Annotated in this window: 25 protein-coding genes; 17 read left to right on the top strand and 8 right to left on the bottom strand. The window is 52.9% G+C overall.

Features of this window, described 5'->3' with window-relative positions; all coding sequences use genetic code 11:
• Nucleotides 1–128 precede the first annotated feature (128 nt).
• A complete protein-coding gene (locus tag HBO10_RS30070) occupies nt 129–1,094 on the top strand; it encodes a Y-family DNA polymerase (RefSeq protein WP_274521149.1) in 966 nt (321 codons plus the stop codon).
• 113 nt (nt 1,095–1,207) lie between these two features.
• On the opposite strand, the gene HBO10_RS30065 is transcribed toward HBO10_RS30070, so the two are convergent.
• The 4 genes from HBO10_RS30065 to HBO10_RS30050 form a co-directional block, all read right to left on the bottom strand.
• On the bottom strand, nt 1,208–1,480 hold the full coding sequence (locus HBO10_RS30065) for a hypothetical protein (protein ID WP_153046043.1): 273 nt from the start codon (nt 1,478–1,480) through the stop codon (nt 1,208–1,210).
• A gap of 997 nt (nt 1,481–2,477) precedes the next feature.
• Nucleotides 2,478–2,831: a hypothetical protein gene (locus tag HBO10_RS30060; RefSeq protein ID WP_078466134.1), complete on the bottom strand. Its 354-nt coding sequence runs from the start codon at nt 2,829–2,831 to the stop codon at nt 2,478–2,480.
• A gap of 71 nt (nt 2,832–2,902) precedes the next feature.
• The gene (locus tag HBO10_RS30055) at nt 2,903–3,754 is read right to left on the bottom strand and encodes a glyoxalase superfamily protein (RefSeq protein WP_078466133.1); all 852 of its coding nucleotides are present in this window, start codon (nt 3,752–3,754) and stop codon (nt 2,903–2,905) included.
• A gap of 237 nt (nt 3,755–3,991) precedes the next feature.
• Nucleotides 3,992–4,258: a hypothetical protein gene (locus tag HBO10_RS30050; protein WP_153045998.1), complete on the bottom strand. Its 267-nt coding sequence runs from the start codon at nt 4,256–4,258 to the stop codon at nt 3,992–3,994.
• A 1,110-nt stretch (nt 4,259–5,368) separates the two neighbouring features.
• Here HBO10_RS30050 and HBO10_RS30045 point away from each other — a divergent pair.
• The 4 genes from HBO10_RS30045 to HBO10_RS30030 all read left to right on the top strand — a co-directional run bounded on the left by HBO10_RS30045 (nt 5,369) and on the right by HBO10_RS30030 (nt 9,282).
• The gene (locus tag HBO10_RS30045) at nt 5,369–6,031 is read left to right on the top strand and encodes a hypothetical protein (protein ID WP_078466131.1); all 663 of its coding nucleotides are present in this window, start codon (nt 5,369–5,371) and stop codon (nt 6,029–6,031) included.
• A gap of 20 nt (nt 6,032–6,051) precedes the next feature.
• A complete protein-coding gene (locus HBO10_RS30040; RefSeq protein ID WP_161952153.1) occupies nt 6,052–6,786 on the top strand; it encodes a PP2C family serine/threonine-protein phosphatase in 735 nt (244 codons plus the stop codon).
• A gap of 1 nt (nt 6,787) precedes the next feature.
• Entirely contained in the window at nt 6,788–8,731 is a 1,944-nt protein-coding gene (locus HBO10_RS30035; RefSeq protein WP_169904008.1) for a helix-hairpin-helix domain-containing protein, read from the top strand.
• Nucleotides 8,732–8,820: 89 nt separating this feature from the next.
• Nucleotides 8,821–9,282, top strand: coding sequence for a hypothetical protein (locus HBO10_RS30030; protein ID WP_078466128.1), 462 nt, complete (start codon nt 8,821–8,823; stop codon nt 9,280–9,282).
• 242 nt (nt 9,283–9,524) lie between these two features.
• Here the strand turns inward: HBO10_RS30030 and rnhB are convergent, their stop codons facing one another.
• From rnhB to HBO10_RS30010, 4 genes are all read right to left on the bottom strand, one after another.
• Nucleotides 9,525–10,151: a ribonuclease HII gene (gene rnhB / locus HBO10_RS30025; protein WP_011922979.1), complete on the bottom strand. Its 627-nt coding sequence runs from the start codon at nt 10,149–10,151 to the stop codon at nt 9,525–9,527.
• Between the two features lie 26 nt (nt 10,152–10,177).
• The gene (locus HBO10_RS30020; protein WP_078466127.1) at nt 10,178–10,834 is read right to left on the bottom strand and encodes an SMI1/KNR4 family protein; all 657 of its coding nucleotides are present in this window, start codon (nt 10,832–10,834) and stop codon (nt 10,178–10,180) included.
• A 688-nt stretch (nt 10,835–11,522) separates the two neighbouring features.
• The gene (locus HBO10_RS30015) at nt 11,523–12,011 is read right to left on the bottom strand and encodes a hypothetical protein (protein ID WP_078466126.1); all 489 of its coding nucleotides are present in this window, start codon (nt 12,009–12,011) and stop codon (nt 11,523–11,525) included.
• Between the two features lie 177 nt (nt 12,012–12,188).
• On the bottom strand, nt 12,189–12,605 hold the full coding sequence (locus HBO10_RS30010; protein WP_078466125.1) for a TraR/DksA family transcriptional regulator: 417 nt from the start codon (nt 12,603–12,605) through the stop codon (nt 12,189–12,191).
• Between the two features lie 148 nt (nt 12,606–12,753).
• Between HBO10_RS30010 and HBO10_RS30005 the strand changes: the two genes are divergently transcribed.
• The 12 genes from HBO10_RS30005 to HBO10_RS29950 all read left to right on the top strand — a co-directional run bounded on the left by HBO10_RS30005 (nt 12,754) and on the right by HBO10_RS29950 (nt 24,065).
• Nucleotides 12,754–13,110, top strand: coding sequence for a hypothetical protein (locus HBO10_RS30005; RefSeq protein WP_078466124.1), 357 nt, complete (start codon nt 12,754–12,756; stop codon nt 13,108–13,110).
• 33 nt (nt 13,111–13,143) lie between these two features.
• Complete coding sequence (locus HBO10_RS30000; RefSeq protein ID WP_011922985.1) at nt 13,144–13,473, top strand: hypothetical protein; 330 nt, start codon at nt 13,144–13,146, stop codon at nt 13,471–13,473.
• A gap of 86 nt (nt 13,474–13,559) precedes the next feature.
• A complete protein-coding gene (locus tag HBO10_RS29995) occupies nt 13,560–13,832 on the top strand; it encodes an HU family DNA-binding protein (RefSeq protein WP_078466164.1) in 273 nt (90 codons plus the stop codon).
• Nucleotides 13,833–14,835: 1,003 nt separating this feature from the next.
• Nucleotides 14,836–15,330: a hypothetical protein gene (locus tag HBO10_RS29990; RefSeq protein WP_078466122.1), complete on the top strand. Its 495-nt coding sequence runs from the start codon at nt 14,836–14,838 to the stop codon at nt 15,328–15,330.
• 2 nt (nt 15,331–15,332) lie between these two features.
• Nucleotides 15,333–17,549 (top strand): helix-hairpin-helix domain-containing protein, encoded by a 2,217-nt coding sequence (locus HBO10_RS29985; protein WP_228759038.1) that lies wholly within the window; start codon nt 15,333–15,335, stop codon nt 17,547–17,549.
• Between the two features lie 100 nt (nt 17,550–17,649).
• Nucleotides 17,650–19,452 carry a TraM recognition domain-containing protein gene (locus HBO10_RS29980; protein ID WP_078466120.1) on the top strand — a complete coding sequence of 601 codons (1,803 nt, stop codon included), beginning with the start codon at nt 17,650–17,652 and terminating at the stop codon, nt 19,450–19,452.
• Nucleotides 19,453–19,491: 39 nt separating this feature from the next.
• A complete protein-coding gene (locus tag HBO10_RS29975) occupies nt 19,492–19,833 on the top strand; it encodes a hypothetical protein (RefSeq protein ID WP_011922991.1) in 342 nt (113 codons plus the stop codon).
• 91 nt (nt 19,834–19,924) lie between these two features.
• On the top strand, nt 19,925–20,275 hold the full coding sequence (locus HBO10_RS29970) for a hypothetical protein (RefSeq protein ID WP_078466119.1): 351 nt from the start codon (nt 19,925–19,927) through the stop codon (nt 20,273–20,275).
• Between the two features lie 58 nt (nt 20,276–20,333).
• Nucleotides 20,334–20,663 (top strand): hypothetical protein, encoded by a 330-nt coding sequence (locus HBO10_RS29965; RefSeq protein ID WP_153045996.1) that lies wholly within the window; start codon nt 20,334–20,336, stop codon nt 20,661–20,663.
• 401 nt (nt 20,664–21,064) lie between these two features.
• On the top strand, nt 21,065–21,697 hold the full coding sequence (locus HBO10_RS29960) for a hypothetical protein (RefSeq protein WP_011922994.1): 633 nt from the start codon (nt 21,065–21,067) through the stop codon (nt 21,695–21,697).
• On the top strand, nt 21,694–22,488 hold the full coding sequence (locus HBO10_RS29955) for a hypothetical protein (RefSeq protein ID WP_078466116.1): 795 nt from the start codon (nt 21,694–21,696) through the stop codon (nt 22,486–22,488). Before HBO10_RS29960 ends, HBO10_RS29955 begins: the two co-directional genes overlap by 4 nt.
• Nucleotides 22,485–24,065 (top strand): conjugal transfer protein TraB, encoded by a 1,581-nt coding sequence (locus tag HBO10_RS29950; RefSeq protein ID WP_078466115.1) that lies wholly within the window; start codon nt 22,485–22,487, stop codon nt 24,063–24,065. The genes HBO10_RS29955 and HBO10_RS29950 overlap by 4 nt, the downstream gene beginning before the upstream one ends.
• Nucleotides 24,066–24,076: the final 11 nt, after the last annotated feature.

Below are 24,076 nucleotides of genomic sequence, written 5' to 3'. Positions count from 1 at the left end.
CGCAGGTATGGACTTCAAGCCCCAATTTCCTGGAAAAGAGGTTCTTTCTATGGACATCCGGCATCAGAGATTGAGTAGCGGAATGTCTGAGCTGAAATCATGTCCATGGCTGTTCTTCTTTCCTTTATATCGATGAACTATTTGCAGATCTAACTGGCATACAGGAGCCTGTTGGTGATTTCGCGCGAGAGATACAATCAAGAATAAAGCTATGGGTTGGCATGCCTGTGGGTATTGGGATTGGTCACACCAAGACACTTGCAAAAGCAGCACAGCACGCTAGCAAAGTGTATAAAAAGCAAACTGGCGGCGTGGTAGATCTACGCTCAGAACATGCGGTGAAATGGCTTCTACAGCGGATGCCATGCAATGAGGTTTGGGGCGTGGGCCGTAGGCTAACGGAGCATCTCAGCGCCCAGAATGTGACCACGGCATGGCAGCTTGCAAACCTAGACCCTAAAACCGTTCGCCAGCGGTACGGCGTGGTACTCGAGCGGACGGTGCGTGAGCTTAGTGGCGAGGCATGCATTGAGCTCCAAGAGACCGAACCTGATAGGCAAGCTATCTGCACCAGCAGGATGTTTGGTACCAGGGTGACCACTAAGCCTGGCATGCAGGAAGCGATTGCTGCTTATATGCATCGAGCAAGTCAAAAACTGAGAAAACAACGCTCGCTGACTGGCGTCATACGAATTGGTATTCGCACCTCCCCTTTCGGTGAGGGGCCTAAGTATTCAAACGCGGTGACTATCACCCCACCCTACCCCACTGATGATGTGCTGTTGCTCACTCGTTTAGCAAACGAAGCTATAAACACCATTTGGCGTGACGGATTCAAATACAGCAAGGCAGAGATATTGCTAATGGACTTGCGCAAGCGGGGGGAATATACAGAGGATCTGTTTACTCCTTCACAGTCGATTAAGTCCGATTCGCTGATGCGCGTACTGGATCAGGTAAACAGACGCTTCGGGAAGAATGCCGTTCATTCAGGGCGCATGCCATTATCACCCGATTGGGAAATGAGGCGTGAGCTGCTCAGCCCCAGCTACACAACCTCCTTTTACCAACTTATGAAATTCGCCGCTATCTGAGGCCTGGTTGTAAACCGCTATAGGTCATTCAGGTTCAAGATACAGAAAATCCTGCAAGGCTTAATCGGAAACGCGTTCATAACTATTTTACTTATGGGTGAAAGGCGTTTCCTTTAACTCTGAATGGTGTCCGATCCGTTCGCCGAATGGGCTTTGTAGGAGCAAATGAGTGTCAAAATGATCGACAAGCTGAGCCCAGCGATTTGCCAAGCACTTGCAGTTTGTTCATCCGTCAAAGCGCCTAAAATTTGTGCTACGGCAAGTACGCCGAATAGGAGCGTGCCCAGATCAGATCCAAGGGTATTCAAAGGTCTGGCAGTGCCTGATACCCTAAAGAAACGCGCCCAGTTATAGGCTTTCCGCGAGGCTTGAGTCTGTTCAATCATGATCATTTCCCTAAGCTATTCCGTACGTCCAAGACGGCCTTCGTAGGCCTCTAAAAACAGGACAAGCGACCACCCAAAGCACAGGAACAACGGTGGCCCTACGGCAAACGATTTGTCGGGCCAAATGGTCACTACAATGGTGGCAGCAAGAACTACTATTGCCTGCGTACCAAGCATCCACATTAGACCCTTGCGGGTGGCTGGGCGGCGAGGGTGATTGGCTGCTGCCTTAAGTATTTCAAACAGTCTGTTCATACTTTTCCTTTATTGCCCGACTTGTGACTGAGGTAAGCCAACCAGCTCAGAAAAACTATTCCGCTACCGCCCAAGAACAAGCCAAAAACAACCCGCATTTTGTCGCTCTGCTTCTGTTCACTCGCCATCATCAATTCCTATGACATAGGAGCCTTAGTCTCGCTATAGCCGCATGAGGGACATTTCAGACAAGCCCTCAATTCGGGTGCTTTTTCTTTCCCCTCCCACATTGCGTTAGGTCTTAGCTGCCGGAGGGAGAAAAGTGCCTTCCCATCAGTTAACAAGTCTCCGCAGCTTGGGCAATGGTCGTCCGGAACAGGCGCAGGTCGGTACTCAATTTGTCCCGCGCTAATAGCGGTGCTGGCCTTTCTAAGTGCATCACTTTCGGCCTGCCTTGCCGTCGAGCCTTCGCCAAAGAAACGCGAATCCGTTAGCGACCCGTCTGTCAGCCCCACCTTCACTTCGCACCGGTAATGCGTCGATGAGATTTTTTCGATGGGGCGAACCGTCGCGTCGTGTTTATCGTCTAATCGATGCGTAGCCATCTGTCATCATCCGTTTTTAGCGGACGCCAAAAACGGCATCCCTATACTGACGTGGCCCCGGTTTTAGGCCGGGGCTTGGGTACAGCAGAAGACTATTCCTATGATCCGAGTACCACGAAGCCGATGATCGTCACCATCACAACAACAAGAATGAAAATAATCAAAAAACGAAAACTCACGGCGTTCTTTCCCTTAACTCATCCTTGACCATTGGCACGGCGTATAACCGTCCCGTCACAGAGTGTGATTTGGCCCGTACTTACGAGCGCCAGTCGAGCAGAGCGAGCAACCTTTCGCTCGACCTGCCGTGGCAGAAAAGCGACCTTGCGAGCCTTGCGCTCGGCAGATACAGCCATGGAAGAAATTAGGTTGGCGCTACCCTGACCAGCGACCTCCCAGCTTCCATCTGGCTGGCGAACAGCATCAGCAGTATTGGAGCCCACATCCAACAGCATCTTCGTCGAGTCGAAAGTCGGAATCTGGGAACCGGCGAGATACTTCGTAAGCTTGTCGAAAAACTCAGTTTTACCTTTTGCAATTTCATGTTTCATGGCGATTTCCGTGACCAATTACATATTTAGAAAGGGGAGCGTTAAGCCTTCTCCCCTAATACGTTTAGATCCTAGTTCTGACTAGGCTCACCCTTTGGGAGAATGGCGTCTAAAACAGCCTGCGGCCCCTTATCGACCAAACTCTTGACATTGGACTCATCAAAACCATGCTGACGCAATATCAGCTCATGGCGCTCCCTGTTTGATTGAATCTGCATGGCCACATCAGGCCAAACGAGTTCTTGATCAATCGACAAGATCTGACCTTCGGCAATCAGCCCATCAAGAAACACTTCACCTATCCCAAACTGACGTAAGAGCACGCGAAGACGATCTATCCCCGGTTTCCCATGCAATGTTGCCACAACCTTTACGCCTGCTTTCGCCAGTGCCACAACCTCAAATGCAAGCCGTGCAGAACGAATTTCGTCAACCAACACCAGCCTTTGACCTAAAGGGGAATCAAGACAGGTTTCGCTGCCGAGCCCCACATCGACAATCAATGTGGGGTCGTTTGTGTTGATATTTGCACGCAGTAGGTCGTTGATCACAACATTGGCTGTGGTTGATTTCCCCTGTCCCGTGGCTCCGCAAACAAGAACCAGCGCCCCTCGGTTATCCGATTGATCCAACAAACGATGTAATTCCAGAGGGATCGTTTCGCTTTCTTCAAAGATGGTGGCCATGCTTCGCGTTTGATCGCGACGGGCGTTTACCTTGATATTTTGTGTCGGGTAAAGGGTGCGGGGGGATTGGATTTTGTCCGACTGCCCATAGGACACACACGCGGCGTCCCAAGTGGGAAAATTTTCTGCCTTCGCCACAAGCTCCAGGGCCTGAGAGTGCGTGACCGAAACCTTGAACATTTCGGCGACTGCCGGACGCAGTTGTTTGGCGCGAGCTTTAAGAGTTTCTGAAGTCATTGTCGATGGTTTCCATGTGAGCCAGGTTGACGCATAGCGTTGTCGGAGTCCTCGTTCTCGATGCCTGGCAATGGTTGCCAACAAGCTTCGTCTACTCCCCCATTCACCGTACCGTTTCCGGCGAGGACGACAGGCTGGGGTGGCCTTGTTGAAATGATATTTGGAATGGCATCACCATGCCGAATAGCACTTCTTCCGTCGAAGGCCCCTTGAACGGGGCCAGCATAATTTCCGTGATTACTGGGCGTCTTCTTCGCAGCCGGTAGTTTCAGGTTCTGGATACCAACCGAGGGTGACAGCGGCTGCATTTTGCAGCCCTGGTTCATTGGCATCACCCAACACAACACGCACCGACCATTCTTCTAGTTCGGCGAGGGGTACATCGCAAAGGTCTGCAATCTCCACGATCCAGTTCTGATCGTTGAGGGCTTGAGCCGCGATCATCACTAACCGCGCTAAGCCCGCGTCATCGAGAGCTAGTAGTTGTTCACGTAGCGGTTTCATCTGACTTTTCGTGTCAATCCGGCCTCACTGACTGCTACGAGAGCTTCCAAGCGAAAAACCCGCCCCAGCTCAAAGCCATAACTATTACGAAAAAACGATACGTTCCATGCTACTTCTCCCTATTTACCCTATGCATTTGTTGTAGGTTCGGCGTCTACGGGGTGGCGCGCTACCAGGCCGACAGTTCAGTTTCTTGTATTCAAGATAACCACCGCTCTGCGAATTCCAACTCGTTGGGGAATTCTCCCACAAATCTGGAGAATGCAACCCAAGTCAGGGGGCCTAAAAGTCGTTTAACTCAGTAAAGGGCAAGCTCATAAGCTTTTCGAATGGTGGCCTGATCGACGATTAAGTAGGGGTTGCTGCGATCCAGATTTTGACCCGGGATGGTCTGCACCGTCTCCACCTCACCGGTCGCTGCCAGTAAGTAGGGACTAGGTTGCGCCGGACACTATGCGAGACATCGTGAAGCTGGCCTCCCGGTAGAGTCGGCAGATCGTTTGCTGGAGCGAATCGCACGCCAATCCAATGCTCGATGGCGGCCAGGCACTTTGGGTTGGTCGGGTAGATGTTGCGAGGCCGGCAGCCCTTGGTACTCTCGGTCTAGGTCTCTGGGCGGATGGCGCTGCCGGGCTAAAGCACGTCGCCAGCCTCGAGCAAAGCCAACTCTTTGACATGGATGCTGGTGGTGTTGGTGAGATACAGCAGCATCACGCCACGCTCGGGCATGCTTCCTGACGGATGCGAAGCGGCTCAGGTGGCTACTTTGGCGTGGACGAAGACATGCTGCGCGCCGGGAGGCTGTGGCTATTGTTTCTCGCTGTCAGGATTGAACGGGGATCGAGGCCGATCCTGAGAGAGCTGGCGCGGACCCTCCTAATCAGCATACCAACAGGCCAGGCCAAGCGCGGTGTACACGGAAAACTTCATTGCTGCGGATTGTGTGGACTCGACGGCCATTGATGCCGATACCCTTTTGAAACGCGCCAGAGAACGACATGTAGATAAGCGCTTGCAGATACTTGAACGGAAAACGACGTATCGTTTTGGGATGTGTTTGGAATATTCCAACAGTAACCTTACGCTCTTCATGACGCCGGACTATTCCCAATGACAGACCAGATCGACTTCGCAGAGGTGGATTCATTCGCCGATAACCCCGAGCCCCGTTGCCCATGCCTACTCCTCCTGGACGTATCGCGGAGCATGGACGGCCCGGCACTCGATGCCCTAAACGATGGACTCGTACAATTCAAAGACGAGCTGGCAGCGGACGCATTGGCTTTACAACGCGTTGAAATCGGTATCGTTACGTTCGGCCCAGTTGAGATCCACACTCCGTTTATTGAAGCTGGCGCATTTATGCCACCTGTCCTCTTAGCTCGTGGGGATACGCCTCTGGGCGAAGCCATCACCACCGGCCTCAAGATGCTTGAAGACCGTAAGGCGATCATCCGGGAGAACGGGGTAGCACTTTTTCGACCGTGGATTCTGGTAATCACTGACGGGGGTCCGACTGATGCTTGGAAGCACGCTGCTGCATTGGTTCGTGATGGCGAGCAGAACAAGCGTTTCGCCCTCTTCACCGTAGGGGTCGAAGGAGCCAATATGGAGGTGCTCTCCCAGATCAGCGTACGCGCTCCATTGAAACTTGATGGACTGAAGTTCCGCGAGTTGTTCCAGTGGCTTTCCGCCTCAATGAAGGCGGTTTCGCAGTCTTCACCAGGAACCGAGGTTCAACTCGCTCCGCCAACCGGGTGGGCAAGTGTGTGATGTGGGAATGCGCTAGCGCGGTGTCGATTGGAACCGCGCACACTGAGCGTGGCGGCCGATGCGAAGATCGCTGTTCCTCTCAGGTTTTTGACCAAGCCGGCTCGCCATGGGTCGCTCTATTTGTTTCCGACGGCGCCGGCAGTGCCGAGTGTGGAGAGCAAGGCGCAGATATTGCCGTGCGTACAGCAAACGAGACCGTCGCACAGCTGATGGAACTAGCCGAGCTACCGCTTGATGAAAGCCTAGCTCTTCAGATCGTAAATGAAATCCGTCAGGCCATCTCGCAAGCTGCTGATCAAAGCCAACTGCCGATCCGAGCGTATTCCTGCACCTTTCTCGGCGCACTCACCTCTTCCGCAGGAACACTAGTATTCCAGATTGGTGACGGCGGAATCGTTCTCGACGGGCAGCATGGACTTGAATTAGCGATTGAGCCCATGAACGGGCACTACGCAAACGAAACTTTATTTATCTGTCAAAAAGACGCAATCGAGAAGTTGGCCGTTCGTGTATACCCAGCGGGCGTAACAGCCCTGGCGCTCTTCTCTGATGGGTTACAGCATCTTGCTCTGGACATGGCCAAGCGCGAACCTCACGGGCCTTTTTTCGAACCAATTTTTCGGAAGATGCAATTCCTCACGGATGTAAGTCGACCACAGATAGGTGCTGCGCTGGAAGGCTTCCTCGGAAGCTCCAGGATCAACGAAAGGACTGATGACGACAAGTCCCTTGCCATTGCCGTATTGAGGGTCTGAGATGGCACGCAGGCTCTATACAGCGGACGGTAACCCGTGTGAACTTGTTGAGGTACTTGGCAAAGGTGGCGAAGGCTCGGTATTCACCCTTCAAGGAACGCGAGATGTTGTAGCCAAGGTGTACCACGCCCCCCTCGATCGAGATAAACAAACCAAGCTCAGTTACATGGTGGGTGTCCACGATGAAAAACTACTGAAGTACGCAGCTTGGCCTCAAGCGACGCTCCATGAATCCCGCGGCGGGCCCGTGGTTGGTTTTACGATGCAAAAGGTCGGCGGGATGAAGCCGATCCAGTCCCTCTATAGCCCGGCACAGCGAAAGCAGGAGTTTCCGCAAAGGGGCTGGGACTTCCTCGTGTACGCTGCTCGAAACACCGCAGCTGCTTTTTCCGTCCTGCACGATCGCGGATTTGTAGCCGGCGATGTAAACCATGGAAATCTCTATGTAGGACAGTCCGCCGTGGTCAAGTTGATTGACTGCGACTCGTACCAGTTAAGCGACGGCGTTAACCAGCACCTCTGCGAAGTCGGCGTCGGGACCTACACACCCCCTGAGCTTCAGGGCAAAAGTTTCCGCGGAGTAGTGCGAACGCCAAACCATGATAACTTCGGTCTTGGTCTGCTCATCTGGCACCTCTTGATGGGCGGTCGGCACCCTTTCGCCGGCGTGCCTCAGAAGGAAGGTGTCGGCGAAACGATTGAAGACAACATCTCAGAATTCAGGTTTGCGTATAGCGCCAGCCAATCCCTTCTACTTCCGCCCCCCAACGCACTACCTCTATCGACGGTGCCAGGCTCAATTGCCGGGATGTTTGAGAATACATTCACGGTGGCAGGCCAACAGGCAGGTCGACCAACTGCCCATCAATGGATGGTCGCACTGGACGAACTCCGGTCCTCGCTCCGGCCATGTGCGAAATCAAAGCTCCACACCTTTCCGTCACATCTGAGCACTTGCCCTTGGTGTTTGATGGATGGCAAGGGTGTCTCCTACTTCACTGTCACACCCATCTACGCACCAGGGGAGGCAAATAACGGTACCCCAGTCAGGATTGGTGAAGTATGGGCAGCGATAACCAAAGTACCAGTTCTTGCCCCAGTGCTAATCCCACAAGCGAGAAATCCTAGCCCGCAGCCAGATCCTTTGCCGCTTGGAGTATTCAGCACAACCGCCAAGCACATCATGAGCTTATCGCTGACGGCTATTACGATCGCGATATGGTCGGCCGTGGGTGGGTATCCGCTCATATACCTAGTGATCGTTGCTATGACCTGGCTGTTCGTGGGGCAATTTGGCACAAAAGCTAAGACGGAAGAGAAGCAGCGTCGAACCCTTGTGAGGGAAGCTGCTCGTAAACGACACGAAGATGCAGTGAAGGAACTGAAGGCAGACTCCGGTGTTGATCAGGTAGCAGCCAAGCGCGAGTTGCTAAACAGGCTCAAGCTTGAGTTTGACACCTTGGCTATCAGGGAGCAGAAAGATCTCGCAGGCCTTCGCAGTAAAGCTGAGCAACGCCAACGCACAGCGTACCTAGAGCGATTTTACATCGAGAAGGCCGTCCTGCCAGGCGTTGGGCCCGCTAAGCGAGCAGCTTTGCAAGCGTTCGGCATTGAAACCGCCGCAGAGATCAATGCGCGCAAGATCATGCAGATAAGAGGATTTGGAGAGCGAATTATCCAGGTACTGTTGGATTGGCGAGACTCTCATGAGCGCAATTTTCGGTTTAACCCTGCAACCGCCATCACGCCTGCGGACACGCAATTAGTTAAGAGTGCTGTGCGGAAGCGTGCAGTCGAGATTTCTGCTCTGATGGTGCAGGGCCTAAAAGATATCAGGCAGGGTCCGGAGGTGCGCGAAGGGGCGCTACACCGACATCTAAAAACGGTGCAACAGGCTGCTGATGAGCTTGCACAAGCTGAGGCTGATTGCAAAGCACTCAACTGATCAGGTTACCAAAAAACGGAGCCCTATTTTGGCTGGTGAATGGATAGGCGAGGACTGATCATAACTTCTCATTCGCTGGCGAGGTCATTATGCAGTTAACTCAAATTCGAGATTTTCTGTTGCAACACCAGTACGAGTCAAAGCTCGTTTTTGTCTCACGATCTATCCGTACTGTGTTCAAAGTCGCAGTCGTCTACCCTGCGATTCTTTCGGCTTGCATGGTCGCGCTGATAGGGATGCAAGGCCGAGGCTTTGCAGAAATTCCATATATGATGTTGTCGACCATGGAGATGTCCCAGCGGCTCGTAGGAACCAACAAGGTCATCCCGGGGCAGGTGCTCATCGAGAGTTGCGATGACAAGCCAATCGAACCAGCGCGCATGCCGGACCATCTTAAGGTATGCGGGTCTCATTCAGTGGAGTCCGTCAGCATCGATCAACTCGCGGCACACCAGGGGGCACTGATTAAGGTGACGTACTTAATTGTCGTTGGCACCTTTGCTTTCTTTGAGCTGTACCGATCATTCAGGAAGTTCAGGCGTCGAGTTTAATCCATAAGCATCAGCGGTCGGAGGGTGGGCACTACTACTCTCCTGCTTGCCCATCCATATAAAACCTTTGGGCTCTTCAGAAGCAGCACAAACTATTGTCCCAATAGCCCCACAAACTATTCCTAGCAATAAGACAGCGGGCACATCGGCCTTATCAAAGGCCGGCAGCAATAGCACGCCCATCAAGAGCGCCACTACACTGCTGAGAAATTAGAACAAGCCTGCACGGTCAGCCACCTGCCTCAACTAACTGCGCTCCCACCAACATAATTCAGGCTTGCTAGAATCTTTCGCACGGGAGCAAATGTCTTCCGGTGTATCGGGGTTACTCCCAATCGGGTAAGGGCCTCCAAGTGTTCCGGGGATGGATAGCCTTTATGCCCTGCGAGCCCATACCCTGGGTAAAGCAGATCTGCCGATTGCATCTCCCTGTCACGGACGACTTTGGCAAGCACTGATGCAGCTGAGATTTCGGCAATCAGCCCGTCCCCTTTGATGATGGCCTCTGCTCGCATCGGTAGGATTGGGCATCGATTACCATCAATCAGCACCAAAGTAGGAGTAACATTCAGGCCGTAGACAGCTCGCTGCATGGCCAGCATGGTGGCTTGCAATATGTTTAGCTGATCGATTTCTTCAACGCTTGCCCGGCCGATCGACCACGCTAGAGCCTTTTCACAAATTTCGTCGTACAGAAGATCACGTTTCTTCTCACTGAGTTTTTTTGAGTCATTCAATCCTTGGATTGGCCGTGATGGATCTAAAATGACTGCAGCCGTAACCACATCCCCACATAAAGGCCCCCGGCCTACCTCATCAACACCCGCAACGACTTCACTGCCGGCGAACTCAAAACTAAATTGAGACATCGTTCTTTCCTGATATCGGGTTGATTTCAGTCTTCCCACTCCGGGAGTACGTCAAACTCAAGCGGGTTTTCAAAAGCCAGGGATTGGATTAGGGTTTCTGCTTGGTCTTGTCCCAACAGAGAAGGCACTTCGAGCAAAGCGGATCTAGGGCCGGCACGGAATGGGCGGACCACTACATCGGCACTTAACAACCCCAAAAGAAGCTCTAGGTGTTCGGGCAGTAGGATGCGCTCCAAGAGACCTAGCTCGCTCTGCAGGCGCTCGCCCCCATCTGCACCAAAGCATCCAATTTCGGCAAGATTGGTGAACGCTCTTATGTATTCGCTCGCAATCCAGTGCGAAATTGATGGGTACTCAAGCTCTGAGGTCTCTTCATCGTGCTTTACTCGAGCGATGCCTTCGTCACCCTCTTCAAACAGGACGTAGCAATAAGCATCCACTCCGCATGACATCGCAAATGGGAGCAATGTGAATCCTGCACCACGCTGCTTGTCACGGCCAAGCCAGTCACCGAGCAGTCGCTCCACATCACCGCAGTCGATGAGTTCTATATCGTGAAGGCTGGCGAACAGCGTGGGTACTCCGCGCTTGAAAGGCTGGGCGCCTAGTTCGATCAGCTGTGCGAGCGCAGCGGGGATTGTCAGGCCAATCTCCTCTGCGATGTCCTCAAAATCCGCAAGCATTATTGCTTCCTGTATGTGTTCATCACTCAGACAGGTTACGGATTTATTGACCATCACCAAGTGAAAAGCAGGGTGGCAAATTCTGGCGTAGGATTCGCAAAATTCCGCATGCGAAAACAACCAGCCCCCACCCTAGGTTCCGGGAAGAAGGATTTAGCGACCCCGTTTCGGGGTGCGCGCGGATGAGATCTCAGTAAAATTATCGGCAACATAGGTGAAGAAATTCCTAACCGCCATAACGCCGGGCATGGCATCTCTTAGCTGTGATCATATTTAAGAAGGTACGAACATGAAGGTACTTCGTTGGGCAGCATTAACCGCTGCTGTGATGATTGCGTCAGGAACTGTGAGCGCCAGCGAGCCACAAGAACATCGCCCTCCTCCGAAGCTGCCGCCGGATGTGGCGTATCAGGCCTGTGACGGCCTTCAGCCTGGCGAAATCGTAGAGTTTTCCCAAGAAGGTGGAAAAGAGTTCGTCGGGGTTTGCCAGCTACTCGATGGGCGCTTAGTAGCAATCCCCGGCCACCCCCAGGGCCGGCCTGGCGGCGAGGGTGCGCCTCCGCCACGTCCAGATGCACCACGAAGCTAACCGAGCCTTTTGAATCGAAAATGCCGCCCTTCGAGGCCGCGGCATTTCTTTTCAGAAGTTGGAGTCGGTTTGGTTAAGCGCTGCGTTCAGCACGGTTAATTAGCCAGCCCGGAGAGCGGTGATCTGAGCTTCAGCAATCAATGCTTGAACTGCGTTCCGCTGCTGGTGGACATACTGATCCACAAGGTGAGTATCAGAGAGGCAAGAAGCTCCACTACGGCTAGTCCAGAGACCTTCTGGAACTTCTACCTCGACGGATGCCAATCGCCTGAGAGCCTGCCAAGCGGTATCACGCTCAATGGAAGATTTGGATTCTGCTACCGCTCGCATATCAGCTTCTGCGAAGTGGAACCAGGCGCCCTCCTCACTCTCGGCCTTTTGGAAGTAACTCCCAACAGGAAAGGCATCCAAGGGTGTTGGACAGGCGACAACTGGTATATTGAGGATCGACACAGCCACACGAACAATCAGGCTCGAATCAGCACTGACTTCGTAGACCTCGCACTCATGCTTTGCAGACTCGATGGCGCTGTAGAGGGATGAAAGGTAATCGCCACAATCTACGTAAGAAGCACCGGTCTCCAACACACGGCCACCGTGCTCAAAAACAACTTGAGCGGTAGCCTCGCGTAGCCAGACAACAGGCTGTTCAAAGCGTATCCATTGAGATGGGCCAACACCAGATAGACTTCCTAGCCTAGCTAGATCGAGGACCTGTCTACGCACAATCGGAAGAGAGCTGCAAAACGGCGCCGGCCTCATAGCTCACACTGCCTCTGCTCGGACATGCTTGCCCAGACGCTCGAAACGAGTCTGAGCTTCAGTGGTACGAGATGCGGTCGGGTTGTTGAGTAGGCGTTTAAGCCCGATAGGCTCTCCAGAGTCATCGCACCAACCGTAAGCATCTTCTTCGATGCGAACCAGCGCAGCCTTGATAGCCATAGCTTCGGCGCGCTCCCCCTTCAGGATGCGCATCAGAAGCCCGCGGTTCTCTTCGATAGTGCCCGCATCTGATGAGTCAGCGACTTTTTCAGTTACAGAAACCGCTTCCTCATGCCCTACGATCCGCGCGGTCAGCTCGCTTTGTTTCGAAAGCAAAAGCTGCTTGAAGAACTGAAGCTGGACAGCGTCCATGTAGTTGTCGGTGGGCTGGGCTAGCAATGCAGCTGCGTCTATAACCATAAGAGGACTCCAATTGTATCGAATTAAAGGAATATCTCAGGGTAACGCCGGGCAACCGGTTTGCAACCCGGAACGCTAGCAGGAAATTCCTCCCTTGTTAGAACCCTCATCAACGTTATGTTGGCATCCACTACCACAGGAGATCACCATGGCAATTGAATCCCGCAAATCCGGATCGGACCACTTCGATGCCACATACGGAGCTGCTTCACACAACCTCAAAGACAAGATGAGCTTCCTGCTCCAGAGCCGGAGTGGTGCTCAAGTCCAAGGCTGGGATACCACTGTTCACGTTGATGGCTTGGTAAGCCTGCTGCCGATAGCAGCGTCGTGCGATGAGCAAGCGATGCTGGACTTGGTTGATTCGATCAGTGCATTCGCCTCGGCCGCGGAACAGGCTTTTGAGGCATTCTCGGTAGATTGCGACCTGGAGGACGCTGGCGCCCTACCAGCACTCCTTCTCAAGTCAGCTGAGTCAGCCCGCCAGTTGGCAGGATCAATGTAATCTGCTTATCTATGCTGAATCTGGAGGTTTTCCATGGCAAACAACACCAAGAATCCAACCGGCGACATTCAGCTTGGACGATTCAGCTACACACACAATCGGTTCTTGCTCACGCTTGCCAGCCTGGCGCTTGCTGCCTTTATTTTTGCAGACATCATCGGCTCGAATGTAGCCCAGGGCTCCAACTGGCTTGAAAAAATGGCTTCCCCTCAGATGTTATGGGCGCTGTTGCTACTGCCGATTGCAACTTTCGGCAGCCTCATGCTTAAGCGCTCAGGCCACCCTGATACGGCCCTGAAGTGCCTGATAGTTGCTGCAGGATTTATCACTGGAGCAGTCGCCAAGATTATTTTCACCCCATGATTTTGGGATGGTGCTTTTGAATTCGTCATGTGCAAGCCCCTCGTTATACTCGTGCTTTCACTGACAACCCACGCTGGAGAATGAAATTGAATAAAAGTGAATTTGTAGACGCCGTCGCTGAGAAGTCGGGTCTTACCAAAGCTGACACTCAGCGCGCCGTTGACGCAGTCCTGGAAACCATCACTGACACGTTGCGCAAGGGTGACGCCGTATCGTTCGTGGGCTTTGGCAATTTCAGCGTCAAACAGACTGCTGAACGTCAAGGTCGTAACCCGTCGACTGGTGCTCCCATTACAATCGCGGCCGCAAAAAAACCTCACTTCGCTGCCGGCAAATCGCTGAAAGACGCGATTGCCTAAATCGAACCCGATGTGAGCAAACGCCCCGTACCCCACGGGGCGTTTTGCTTTCTCAGCCCCGAAATGTGAAGCGATGAAATGTACACAATAGACACCCTTCGAAATGGGTCTATCGATCCGAACTCGCATCTTGCTGACACCAGCCCTGAGGGCAAAGACTGGATGTTAGGGCAGGCAGCTCTTGCAGCGGAATACATGGAGCAGCAGGGTCTAAAAAGCATCGACTATATAGGGCCTTTCCTTCGGCACCCGGTACCCATACTGGAGAAAGAGGGCCCACTTAGCCTGCTTGTCCTACCTAAGGGATCAATCATCCATCGGGTTGACCTGCGCCCAGTTCGGGGATTTCCAGCGGTACCATTTGCAATGTTCATGGTCACATCAGTTGGTCAAACATTCGAGCTTCAAGCTGATCTCCTGGTCCAGTGCAATGACGTAAGGCCTGGGCGAATCTTTAAGGACGGTTCACCACGTCTGTCTTTGGTCGAGACACGAATTGCAATCGTGAACCCGTCACATGACTACGCCTTCTACGTGTCCCTGGACAGCTGGGCCGAACTCAACGGCGCAGAGCTCAGTGCGCGGCTCCAGGCTGCATGGCGCCGATCAGAAGGCAAGTCCTCATCGCGCAAGATGTCTGTAACAGATGTCATCCTCTCCGCCGGCGTAGACACTGCTGGCTTGGATTACGACGAGAAGGTAGAGGACGCATGTCGCCACCCATTTTTCGGGCCGCCTGATTCCTATAGTCGAGTGGTACACATCAGCGACAAAATCCTAAATGAGTTCCCTGACGAAACCGACCCGACACAGTTTCGAGCGTGCAGCTGTTCGATTACTCGACCTTGCGTGTGCGGGAAGCGAAGTGGGAATTAGCCATAGGAAGAGCTAGTTCAGGCCTCGGAATCGTATGCGTGGCGATTAGATTTAAGATTTTTTGCATTGAAAGGCCGAAAATGGAGCACTCCATTGCCACTATTGGTTTAAGACCTTGAGGCCTTCAATGCAACCAATTCATACCCAAGAAGCTAAATCCCTGATTTCCGAGACGTACCCGGTTGTATACGGCACTCTCAAGCGGGGAACGCTCCGCAAATTTCTCCACGACGGATCGAGCACTGTTTTCTCGTGCAAATCGATTCGACAACGTAAGTCGGCAGCCACACTGTTCACCAGTGGTGTCGATGCCGCCCTCAAGAAAGTACAGGCGATCGCTGATAAATACGCCGGCTTGCCCACTGACGGGCTTTTTGACGGGTATGAACCTGAGCCCGCTTACCCGGACGGGATGATCTACTGGGACGACTTATTGCGAGCAGTCGATCTTGTTGCCCTCTATGACCATCTGGTCGCCCTCACCTATAAATATCCAAGCCATCTCGACGAGTCGCCAAAAGCCATCCGAAAGGCAGCAATGATTGTGACCATGCGGCCCTTATGTCGTGTCCGTCGCGCCTCTCGCATCGCTAACAGCGGCCGGGCTTTCGAACAGGGATGAATATGGAACGTGTACCCGAAGCAGTCGAAGGGCTGGTGCGTGAGCAAGCAATTCTAAGTTCAATTCAATATCGTGACCCACACGGCCCTTGGGGGATCGGTACCTTCCGCAGAGAGGACGGGACGACCTTCCAGGCGACAGGAAGCTTCGGGCAACCCATCCTGTATGAGGAGTTCATCCTCTACGGGAAATGGAGCCCAGACATTCCGGGCGGGGATTTCGATACTGCATCGTTTTCGTCTATGCCACCGAAAGCTCTAGAAACCCTTCCGCGGTACTTGACGAGCCTGACTCAGAACAGGGTTGCTATTGCTGCAACTAACAAGGCTGTTCAGCACTTCGGCGAGAATCTCATCGACATTCTCGAGCGAGCACCCTCTCGGCTGACGGAAGCGGGCGTTTCAGAAAGCGATGCTGAGCTTCTCGGGACGACGTGGGCAACAGAGCGTTCCCATCAGTTAGCTTTGGCGCAGATAGACCTTGAAGGCATTCCTCCAGAGAAGCTGGCCACCCTGCAGCGCCGCCTGGGGTACATGACTGACTTGAACCTTGTGCTGCGTGAAGACCCATACCTCCTGTATGTCCACTTTGACGACATGCTGTTCTCGACAGCCCAATCTCTCGCTAAGCGCTTCCGAGTCACTAACGACACTGTGTCCGCAGTCAAGGGCGCAATCGTTGCCGTGCTTCGCAAGGAAGCTTGGTTGGGCCATAGCTACATCGAGGGCGTCCCCCTAGTCGACGCCGTGTCCAAATTACTCAAGCTCGACCGCGCAGTGCTCTATCCACTAATCAAAGAGGGTGTGACCGAATTGAGGCGGGCAAAGGTAGCTCGCGCAGAAGAACGCAGACTACAGCTGTACAACCTATATGAGATCGAAAAGTCTCTAGTTGAAAAGGCGATCGGCTGGACAAGGCTGACCGCGGCCGAGCTAGAGGATCTGGTTCCGAGCGAGGAAATGGGCATCAAACTGCTCCGCCCTCTGAAACTTGGTGCCCCCGCCACGAAGACTCTTTCAATGGGTCTATGCCACTTGATGGCTGAGCGCTTAGCTCTTGTCCAGTGCGAGACCCTTCACGATCAATTGACCATCGTCCAGGGCATACAGCTATTCCTGAATGCTTTCGGAACAGACGCACTCATCACTGCATCTTCCAAGGAAATGGTGACCGAGCTTCAACTGACTCTGGGGGATGAGGCCCCGGTAGTCAGCTATGCGGAGTTGATTGGGCTCGACCCGGTGACAGGTGTCCCACAACAGAACCGGGCCAGCCCTATACCAACCGACGTGGTCGTAGTGGTTGGCACTGATTCTATGGGGGTAGAAGAAATTCACTATCTGCTCGAAGCCATGCCTGAAGCTGGCCGAGTTTTCATGCTTGGGGCCCCCAAGGATCTCCCGTCGCAAACAATCGGCCAACCCTTTGATGAGATGGCCAAAGTGCCAGAAATTCGAACATTCATCGCCAGTTTCTGGCTGCCGGCCCGTACTGAACAGCGAAAAGCAGCAAAGGACGTGTGGTCGGGATCGATTAAGCCTGATGACAGTTTTGATCCTAGCAAGCCCATCAGTTGGCTCAATACGCCACGAGAGAGCATTCCTGATGTGGTGAATGTGCTGCTCCGTGAGCTGTCTGGCTCATGCCAAATATCCCCATTGCACGACATCAAACCTGTCGTGGCGCGCCAGCACGCAGAGGTCCCAGGTACTGATGCAGTTTCCTGGCTTACTCGTTCGATCGCCCATGAATTCGTTGGTAAGGATGACCCGGTCGACTTTCATGGACGAGCATTGTTTAAGGGCATGCCTGTGTTAGTGCACCAGGCTCTCTCTTTGGAACACCCTGCCTTCTCTATTTTCGAGGCCACTGAACTTTCTGGCGAAAGAATGCTTGCCACGCCCCGCTCGGGAAACTCAGCGGTGATCGACCTCAAGCGGAATCTCAACATCTTTCACGGCGGTGTACTGACACCAAAATTTGCGCGCGGTCGAGTTTACGAGTTTGTAATCCTGATCGTGCTCAAGGAGCACATGGGGCTGTTCAATGCCGAACTTCTCTCGACCCTCCTGAACAGTGCAAAAAGATCATTGATTTTGGTAGGCGAGCTAGACGGTATTGCAGATTCATTTCCTGGCGATGAGCCCACACGGGTGAGGTCATCACTCTCGAAATGGATGGCCACCGATGGCGATCAAATTGACCCGCCGCAGAAGTAATGCGACCTCCTACTGGCCGGGTCCCCTCATGCATGGGGTGAGTACAACTCAGCCTGAGCTCATTCCACAATTCACACTCCAGCACGCGGGATAACAGTACATGGCGATCAGATCTGCACGACTCGAGGCACAGGAACGGGCGAAGCTGAAAACACAGCAGGCCCGCAATGTTGCGTTGAGTCTCCCGCTTGTAGGAGCTGCAATCCCTTTTGTGCCTCTGCCACTCGCAATCGGCATTGCTGTGGGCTGTGCTGTATGGACTCTGTACCTTGATCGGAAGGACAAGGAGGCAGTGACTCCGTTGGTTTGGGACCGTAGCTACACACAGACTGACATACCCGATTGCGACTTCCAGCGCTCAACCTTCTTAGGCAAAACCATGCCATGGGTGGAATGGAAGGAACGTGTAGATGCGGTCTCAAACGCGAAGGGTATCGCAAGCGCCGACGATGTGCGTCAGTCGCTAATCGAGGCATACCCCGGAATGATCCCCTTCATGCTGTCAGACGACATCATGACAAGGCATATGGCGCTGCTCGCCGCGACCGGGACCGGGAAGACCGAACTCATCCTCGCAATCGCCCAACAACAAATCAAAAAAGGGGCAGGCCTACTGCTGGTCGAGGCCAAGGCTGATTCTGATTTGTCGGGTGCAATCTACGCAATGATGGAAGCCGCTGGCAGGCTGGACCAGTTCAAGCTCATATCCTTCGAGTTCCCAGAGATCAGCCACACTTACAACCCATTCTTCGCCGGCGGCGTTCGCGCCACCCTATCGACAGCGATGAAGATGCAAGCCGCGTCAAAAGAGGAGTTCTGGACTGACGTAAACCGCTACTCACTGTCTGCAGCAATCCTATGCATGAAGCTTCAACCTGGTGAGCCTGCATTCCACATTAAGGATCTAATCGCAGTCCTCTCTGATTTCAATATCCTCCTGCGATACGTGAAATCGATTCGAGAGTCTGACTCAGATGCTCACAAGGACGGGAAAGAGTTCCTATTTTCCTACCTCCGCTACTGGTACGACGAAGAAAAACAGGAGTGGAATCGTAAAAGCTTCAAGACCATGCTGCAGGGCGCTATCTCAAAACTTTCTGCCTTCGCGCATTCAGAATACTCACGCATTGTTAACACCTATAGCCCTGATGTTGACCTGAAAGACGCCATCCTCAATGGCGAGGTGGTTGTGCTGTCCATGTCGGCTCTCGCCGACAAAGACGGTGTTGAGCTGATGGGCAAGCTATTCATCTCCGACCTGGCCCGTGCTATCGGTGAGATCCAGCTTCTTAAGCTGAAACCTTTAATGATCTGCCCAGCGATCTTTGACGAATATGGTTCGTTCGCGGAGGAAGGTCAGATCACCCTTTTCCAGCTTGCTCGAAGTGCAAACGTACCAATCATCATTGCTTTCCAGGGTGTCGGCTTCCTTCAGCAAAAATCTGCACCATTCGTGGAGATGGTGCTGGGTAACTGTTGGACTCACGTCTACTGCGACATCAGGGATGCTGAAACAAGAGCCTTCGCTTGCAAACTTGCCGGCACAACCCTCAGGAAATTTGAGCAGGAGACTTCCGCCACTAGCTCCGGTGCCAGCCATAGCACAGAGCAGTCAGGCCTCATCTCAAATGAAAACACGGGAGCGAGTTCCAGTGTAGGTGCTAAGGCGACCCGTGAAGACCTACTTCAGCCTGATGACTTCCAAACCCTCGACCAGGGCGACGGAATTATCATCGCAAAATCTGGTACCTACAGGGTTCGAATGCCAATGGTCCGCAGCAGTTTCCCGAACGTACATTTCCGAGATATGAAACTGACGCGACGACATTCCCGCGGGCGGGCAGGCATCAATGCCTGGAAAGACTTTACCGATTTCAACCGCAGGCTTCTGGGCGACGTCTGACAAAACATTTCGCATGCAGAATCTTTTAAGGGGGTTTCTATGACATGGCTTGAACGGATCAAGAACTGGGACTACAGCCTGGAGGGGATTGTAGAGTGGGTCTTGAACCTTATGGAATTCCACATCCAGCGCGCAGGGATCTGGGGCTACATCGGAATTGTGCTGTTCATTATCGGGCTGGGTCTTGCCTTCCCGGCGACACGAGGAGTGACAAGCCTGGTTGTGAGTGGTGTTTTCCGCATGGTGTTCACCTTTGTACAGAACGTCCTGACGTTGCTCACAGCCGACCTCTTCAAATTCTTCGGCAGACTCCTGCTAGCGATGTTTCACCGTTCTCGCCGCTGGATCATTGCCCTTGCCGGCCGTACACGTCGCGACTGATTGAAAAAACCCGGGCAATCCGGGTTTTTTTTTGGAAAACATCCCGAAATGGGGCACTCCCTTTCCACTATTTAGTGAAAGGAGAACCCTCATGAAAGCCGTCTTTCTAGCCATCTGCATTTCAGTCTCTGCGTTTAACGCTGTGGCTTCTGAGTATGCGAGCGATTCATACGTCATCGACCAGCGCGATCCGAAGTATCAGATCGCAATTGAGCACCTCGCGAGCGCTGCTCAGGCACTGCGCCTTGCTCAAGATGAACTGAAAAAAGCCGAGGCCTCCCACCCCCTTCCTGGACTGGATCTGGTTCGAATGTTGAGCCAGGTCAGGCCCGTGGAAGAAACCATCAACGTTGTCCTGCGCCCGGAGAAGAAACGCCTTCGGTATCAGGAGCTAACACCTGATGGGCAGTTCTTTACTACCCCACCTCGACTCGGAGATTGAGACGATGACCGTCACTGGAATCACCCATAACGTACGCATGGAGGAAATGAGGCGGTTCATGGCCAGCTTGTTTCTGCTGCTCGCTGTTGCTGCTCTATTTCTGATACCTGAGATGGCTCATGCAGCCGACGGTACAGCCTGGAACGGTCAATTTGGCCCAGATGCGTCCCTGACAAAAAACACGAACACCAGCCTTCAAGGCTGGTGGAAATCCGCAGCAGGGTGGGGGCTGTGGCTCTCAATCGGCTGCCTATTGTTCTCCATCTTTTTCCTTGGTGGTAAGTGGTGGTGGATCCCTGTCTGCGTGTTCCTCATTTGCCTATTCGGCGAAAAAGCGATCACCCAAGTAGCTACATGGGCTGGTTTCACCAACTTCGCTACGACCTAGGTAACGAGATAAGCCATGCACCTTAGAACCACAACAGAAAGCGACACTTACGCGTACGCAACTTCCCCGCTGAATTTTGGCGGAGTAGAGAAAGAGGACCTCTTGTTTTGGATCATCCCGATGGCGATCGCGAACAACATCATGGACGACCCCTTTTATGCGTTTGCTGTGGGTTGCTTCTGTTTGTGGCTCTACAAACGGCTTACTGCAAATACACCTCCAGGTCACATGGTTTTGCGACTGAGCATTGTTATGGGTCAACTTGAAAGCGGCGACCTGGCGACGATGTACCCAGCTGTCAGAAAGGTTGCTCGGGCACTCAACAGATTCCTAACCAACCTTTGGTTAGAGGTTGGCCTGCTCCCCTCCCCTACCTATTGCAACCGATACGAGCCTTAAGAATGAGCGACAAATACGGCGTACCGCTTGGATACTTCAACCTGCTCGGTCGGGGTGAGTTGAGGGCAAGCAGAATCAACGTTGCATTCATTGCAGTCACTGTGATCCTGACAGGGGTCATTGTGTACCTTATTAACTGGAACAATCATCTTCAGGATGTGAACGTTGAACTACAGGGCCAGCGGGTCATGTACGGATACCCGAACGCAGAGGGTGTATTCGTAAGCGAAAATGAAGTTCCTGAGCGGCACATCATCGCTTTTACTTCTGTCTTTCTTGACAATTTTTATAACTTCACGCCGGACTCTTCGTTTAGCAATGCAAATGAAGCCTTGCGTCTAATGTCGCCTCGGTTCCGCGCTGTTCAGGAAGAGACTCTTAAGTTGGTTGCAAAGCAATCATCTGAGCAACAGATTACCCAGGTTTTTGTTCGAACTTCGCCGTATAAAATTGAAACTACACCCCAAGGTTATATTGTGACCTTCCAGGCGCTGCGCTACCGCGCGACGCTAAATACTGTCTTCGGCAAGGCCAAGTTCAACGTCCGAATTCTGATGAAACCTGTCAAACAGTCGAAATACTTCGAGTGGGCCATCGTCGCTGACGATCTGCAAACTCAGGAGATTGCTCAGTGAAAAAAACAATTCTGGCTGCGATGGTTGCCGTAGCCTTTGCTTCACCCGTTTTTGCTGATGAGGAATGCAACCGTTCCCCACGTTCAGTTATTTATGAAAATTCACCAATTGATGTTTATATTTCGAACGACAACCAACGGGCCGAGGTAGTTTTTCCCGAAACATATCTTTTGGGTGTGAACCGTGAACAACCTGTTGGCCTTGAGCTGTTCCCAACGCCGATAAAAAACAAATTAGCCTTCAATACTACAGACGGGCAATACGTTGGCCTAGTAACTGTAGATGGTCCTTCTGGTCAATCCTATCAAGTCAATTTGATAGCCCGCCCTGGCTGCGCAGATAGCTTGGTGACGATTTCGCATCAAGCACCAGTTGATCGCTCCCAGCTGGCAAAGGATGGTAAAGGTCGCGTCAAGGGACTAATGAACTACCTGTTCGATGGAACAGTTCCAAATGGGTACCGTAAAAATAACTTTTCAAAGCTCACTAAAGAGCAACGTGTTGTTTTCCGCCAGGGTTCTGTCGAGTTTTCACTCCAATCCCAAGTTATCGGACCAACATATGTCGGCACCACCTACGAGGTGGTTAATCGTGGCCGCACTGCATTCAAGCTTGCAATCGACCAGATCGACTACTCAAACAAGGCAGTGGTGGACTCAATCGGAACGGCTCGCCAGGTAGCGATGCTACCGACTTCTCACATTTTAGGTCCATCCCCCGAATATATATCTGAAGTCTACGGTGATTCACATCGTGGATTGCTCTTCATCGTATCGGAGAAGAGCAAATGAGTGATTCGAATCCGAGACCATCAGGACCTAACAAAAAGCTTCTTTGGATCTTCGCTGCCGTTGGTGGCGCCATGTTCCTCTTCGGCAAGTGGTCGGACAGTTCAAGCACTGCGCCTGTTACTGGTAAGTCGACGCCGGTAGCAATTGAGGCGGGCCCTGCAGGCGTCAATCAAATCACTGCCCAAGACAAAGATGCGGCACTCACACAGTTCCGCAAGCAACTTGAGGCCATGCAAGCCGACGCTAATCGCGGGGAAGCTGAGCGGATCAAAGCGGATAAAGTCCGCGATCAGCAATTGCGTGAGATGCAACAGCAAAACAATGCCCAAACGAGGGCGTTGAGCGAGAAGATCGCCGACCTTCAAAAGAAAGGCGTTGACGACCTGTACGCCGCTATTAATGCAAAGGACAAAACCACAAATACGATTCCTGACATGCCGGGTGTTCAGGGTCTAAAAGTTCCATCGGGTGGCTTATCGTTCGACGGAGACCTTGATTTGGGTCCTGCCGCACTGCCGTCGACAATGACAACACCGGTAACAAGCCAATACGGTCCTAACTACATTCTGCTTGCCCCGCCAGTTCAAACTCAGGCGCAGACTCAATCGAGCTTCCAGGGTAAGAGTGGTGGTGGCCCAGGCACGCAGTCAGAAACATCCCTTTTCAATGACATGTCTGCGCCGACCCCAAGCAACCAAACAGGACAGACCAACAACGAAAACCTGAACGCTCAGTTCAATGACGTATATGGCAAACCCAACACTGCCCAGCAGAACAACCAAGCGTTTCAAAGCTCAGGCCAACCTGCTGCTCAGCCAGCCGGGTTAACTGCGGAAGAGGCTGCCGCGAAGAAGAAAGCTCAAGATACCTACACCGTCGAGGCTTTTTCCTTTGTTGAGGTCACAACTTTGCACGGCGTCAGCTGCCCTATCGGCGCTAACGCCCCGGGCGCTTCAGACTCTTCAAAGATCCCAGCCCGCCCAGTTGTTCTTCCAGTTCACGGGATATTTCACGGACCGAATGGCGTAGAGCGCGACATTGGTACTGCCCACCTTATGGGTCTTTGCTCGGGCCGGAGAACCTCTTCGTCTTCTACTGGCCGAGCACTTATCCGCATTGAGCAATTGAGCTACTGGGATGCTTCGGGCGGAGCGCAGATGGTAGCGGCAACTGGGTACGTCGTAGACATGCGGGACAACGAACAAGACGTGTATGGACGGCTCGACAAAGCTTCAGGTCGAACCCTGGCTCTGCAAGCCGCATCCGCAGCCGCAGCCGCTTATGCAACAACTTTGAGTTCAGCGGAATTCACCAACACCAGCTCTACACAAAACGGCACTTCGAGTGCTACGAGCCAACTGACAGGCGACGCAACAAAAGCAGCAGTTGCCCAGGGTATTGGTTCGATGTTCCAGAAGATCAGCGAGCGATTTGAAGCTGAAGCAGATGCTGCTGTCGACACCATTCAAGTCGAGCCGGGCATCAGACTGCGCTTTGTGACTGACCAGCCAATCCGTGTTGTGAAACCCCTCGAACCATTCGACATCGACGCCTCGATGTACGACACCCTGATCTAAGGCGGCCAGCA

Source organism: Pseudomonas sp. WS 5503, assembly GCF_012985385.1.
In the GTDB taxonomy this organism is placed as follows: domain Bacteria; phylum Pseudomonadota; class Gammaproteobacteria; order Pseudomonadales; family Pseudomonadaceae; genus Aquipseudomonas; species Aquipseudomonas paracarnis.
This window is presented reverse-complemented; position numbering and strand designations above follow the sequence as displayed.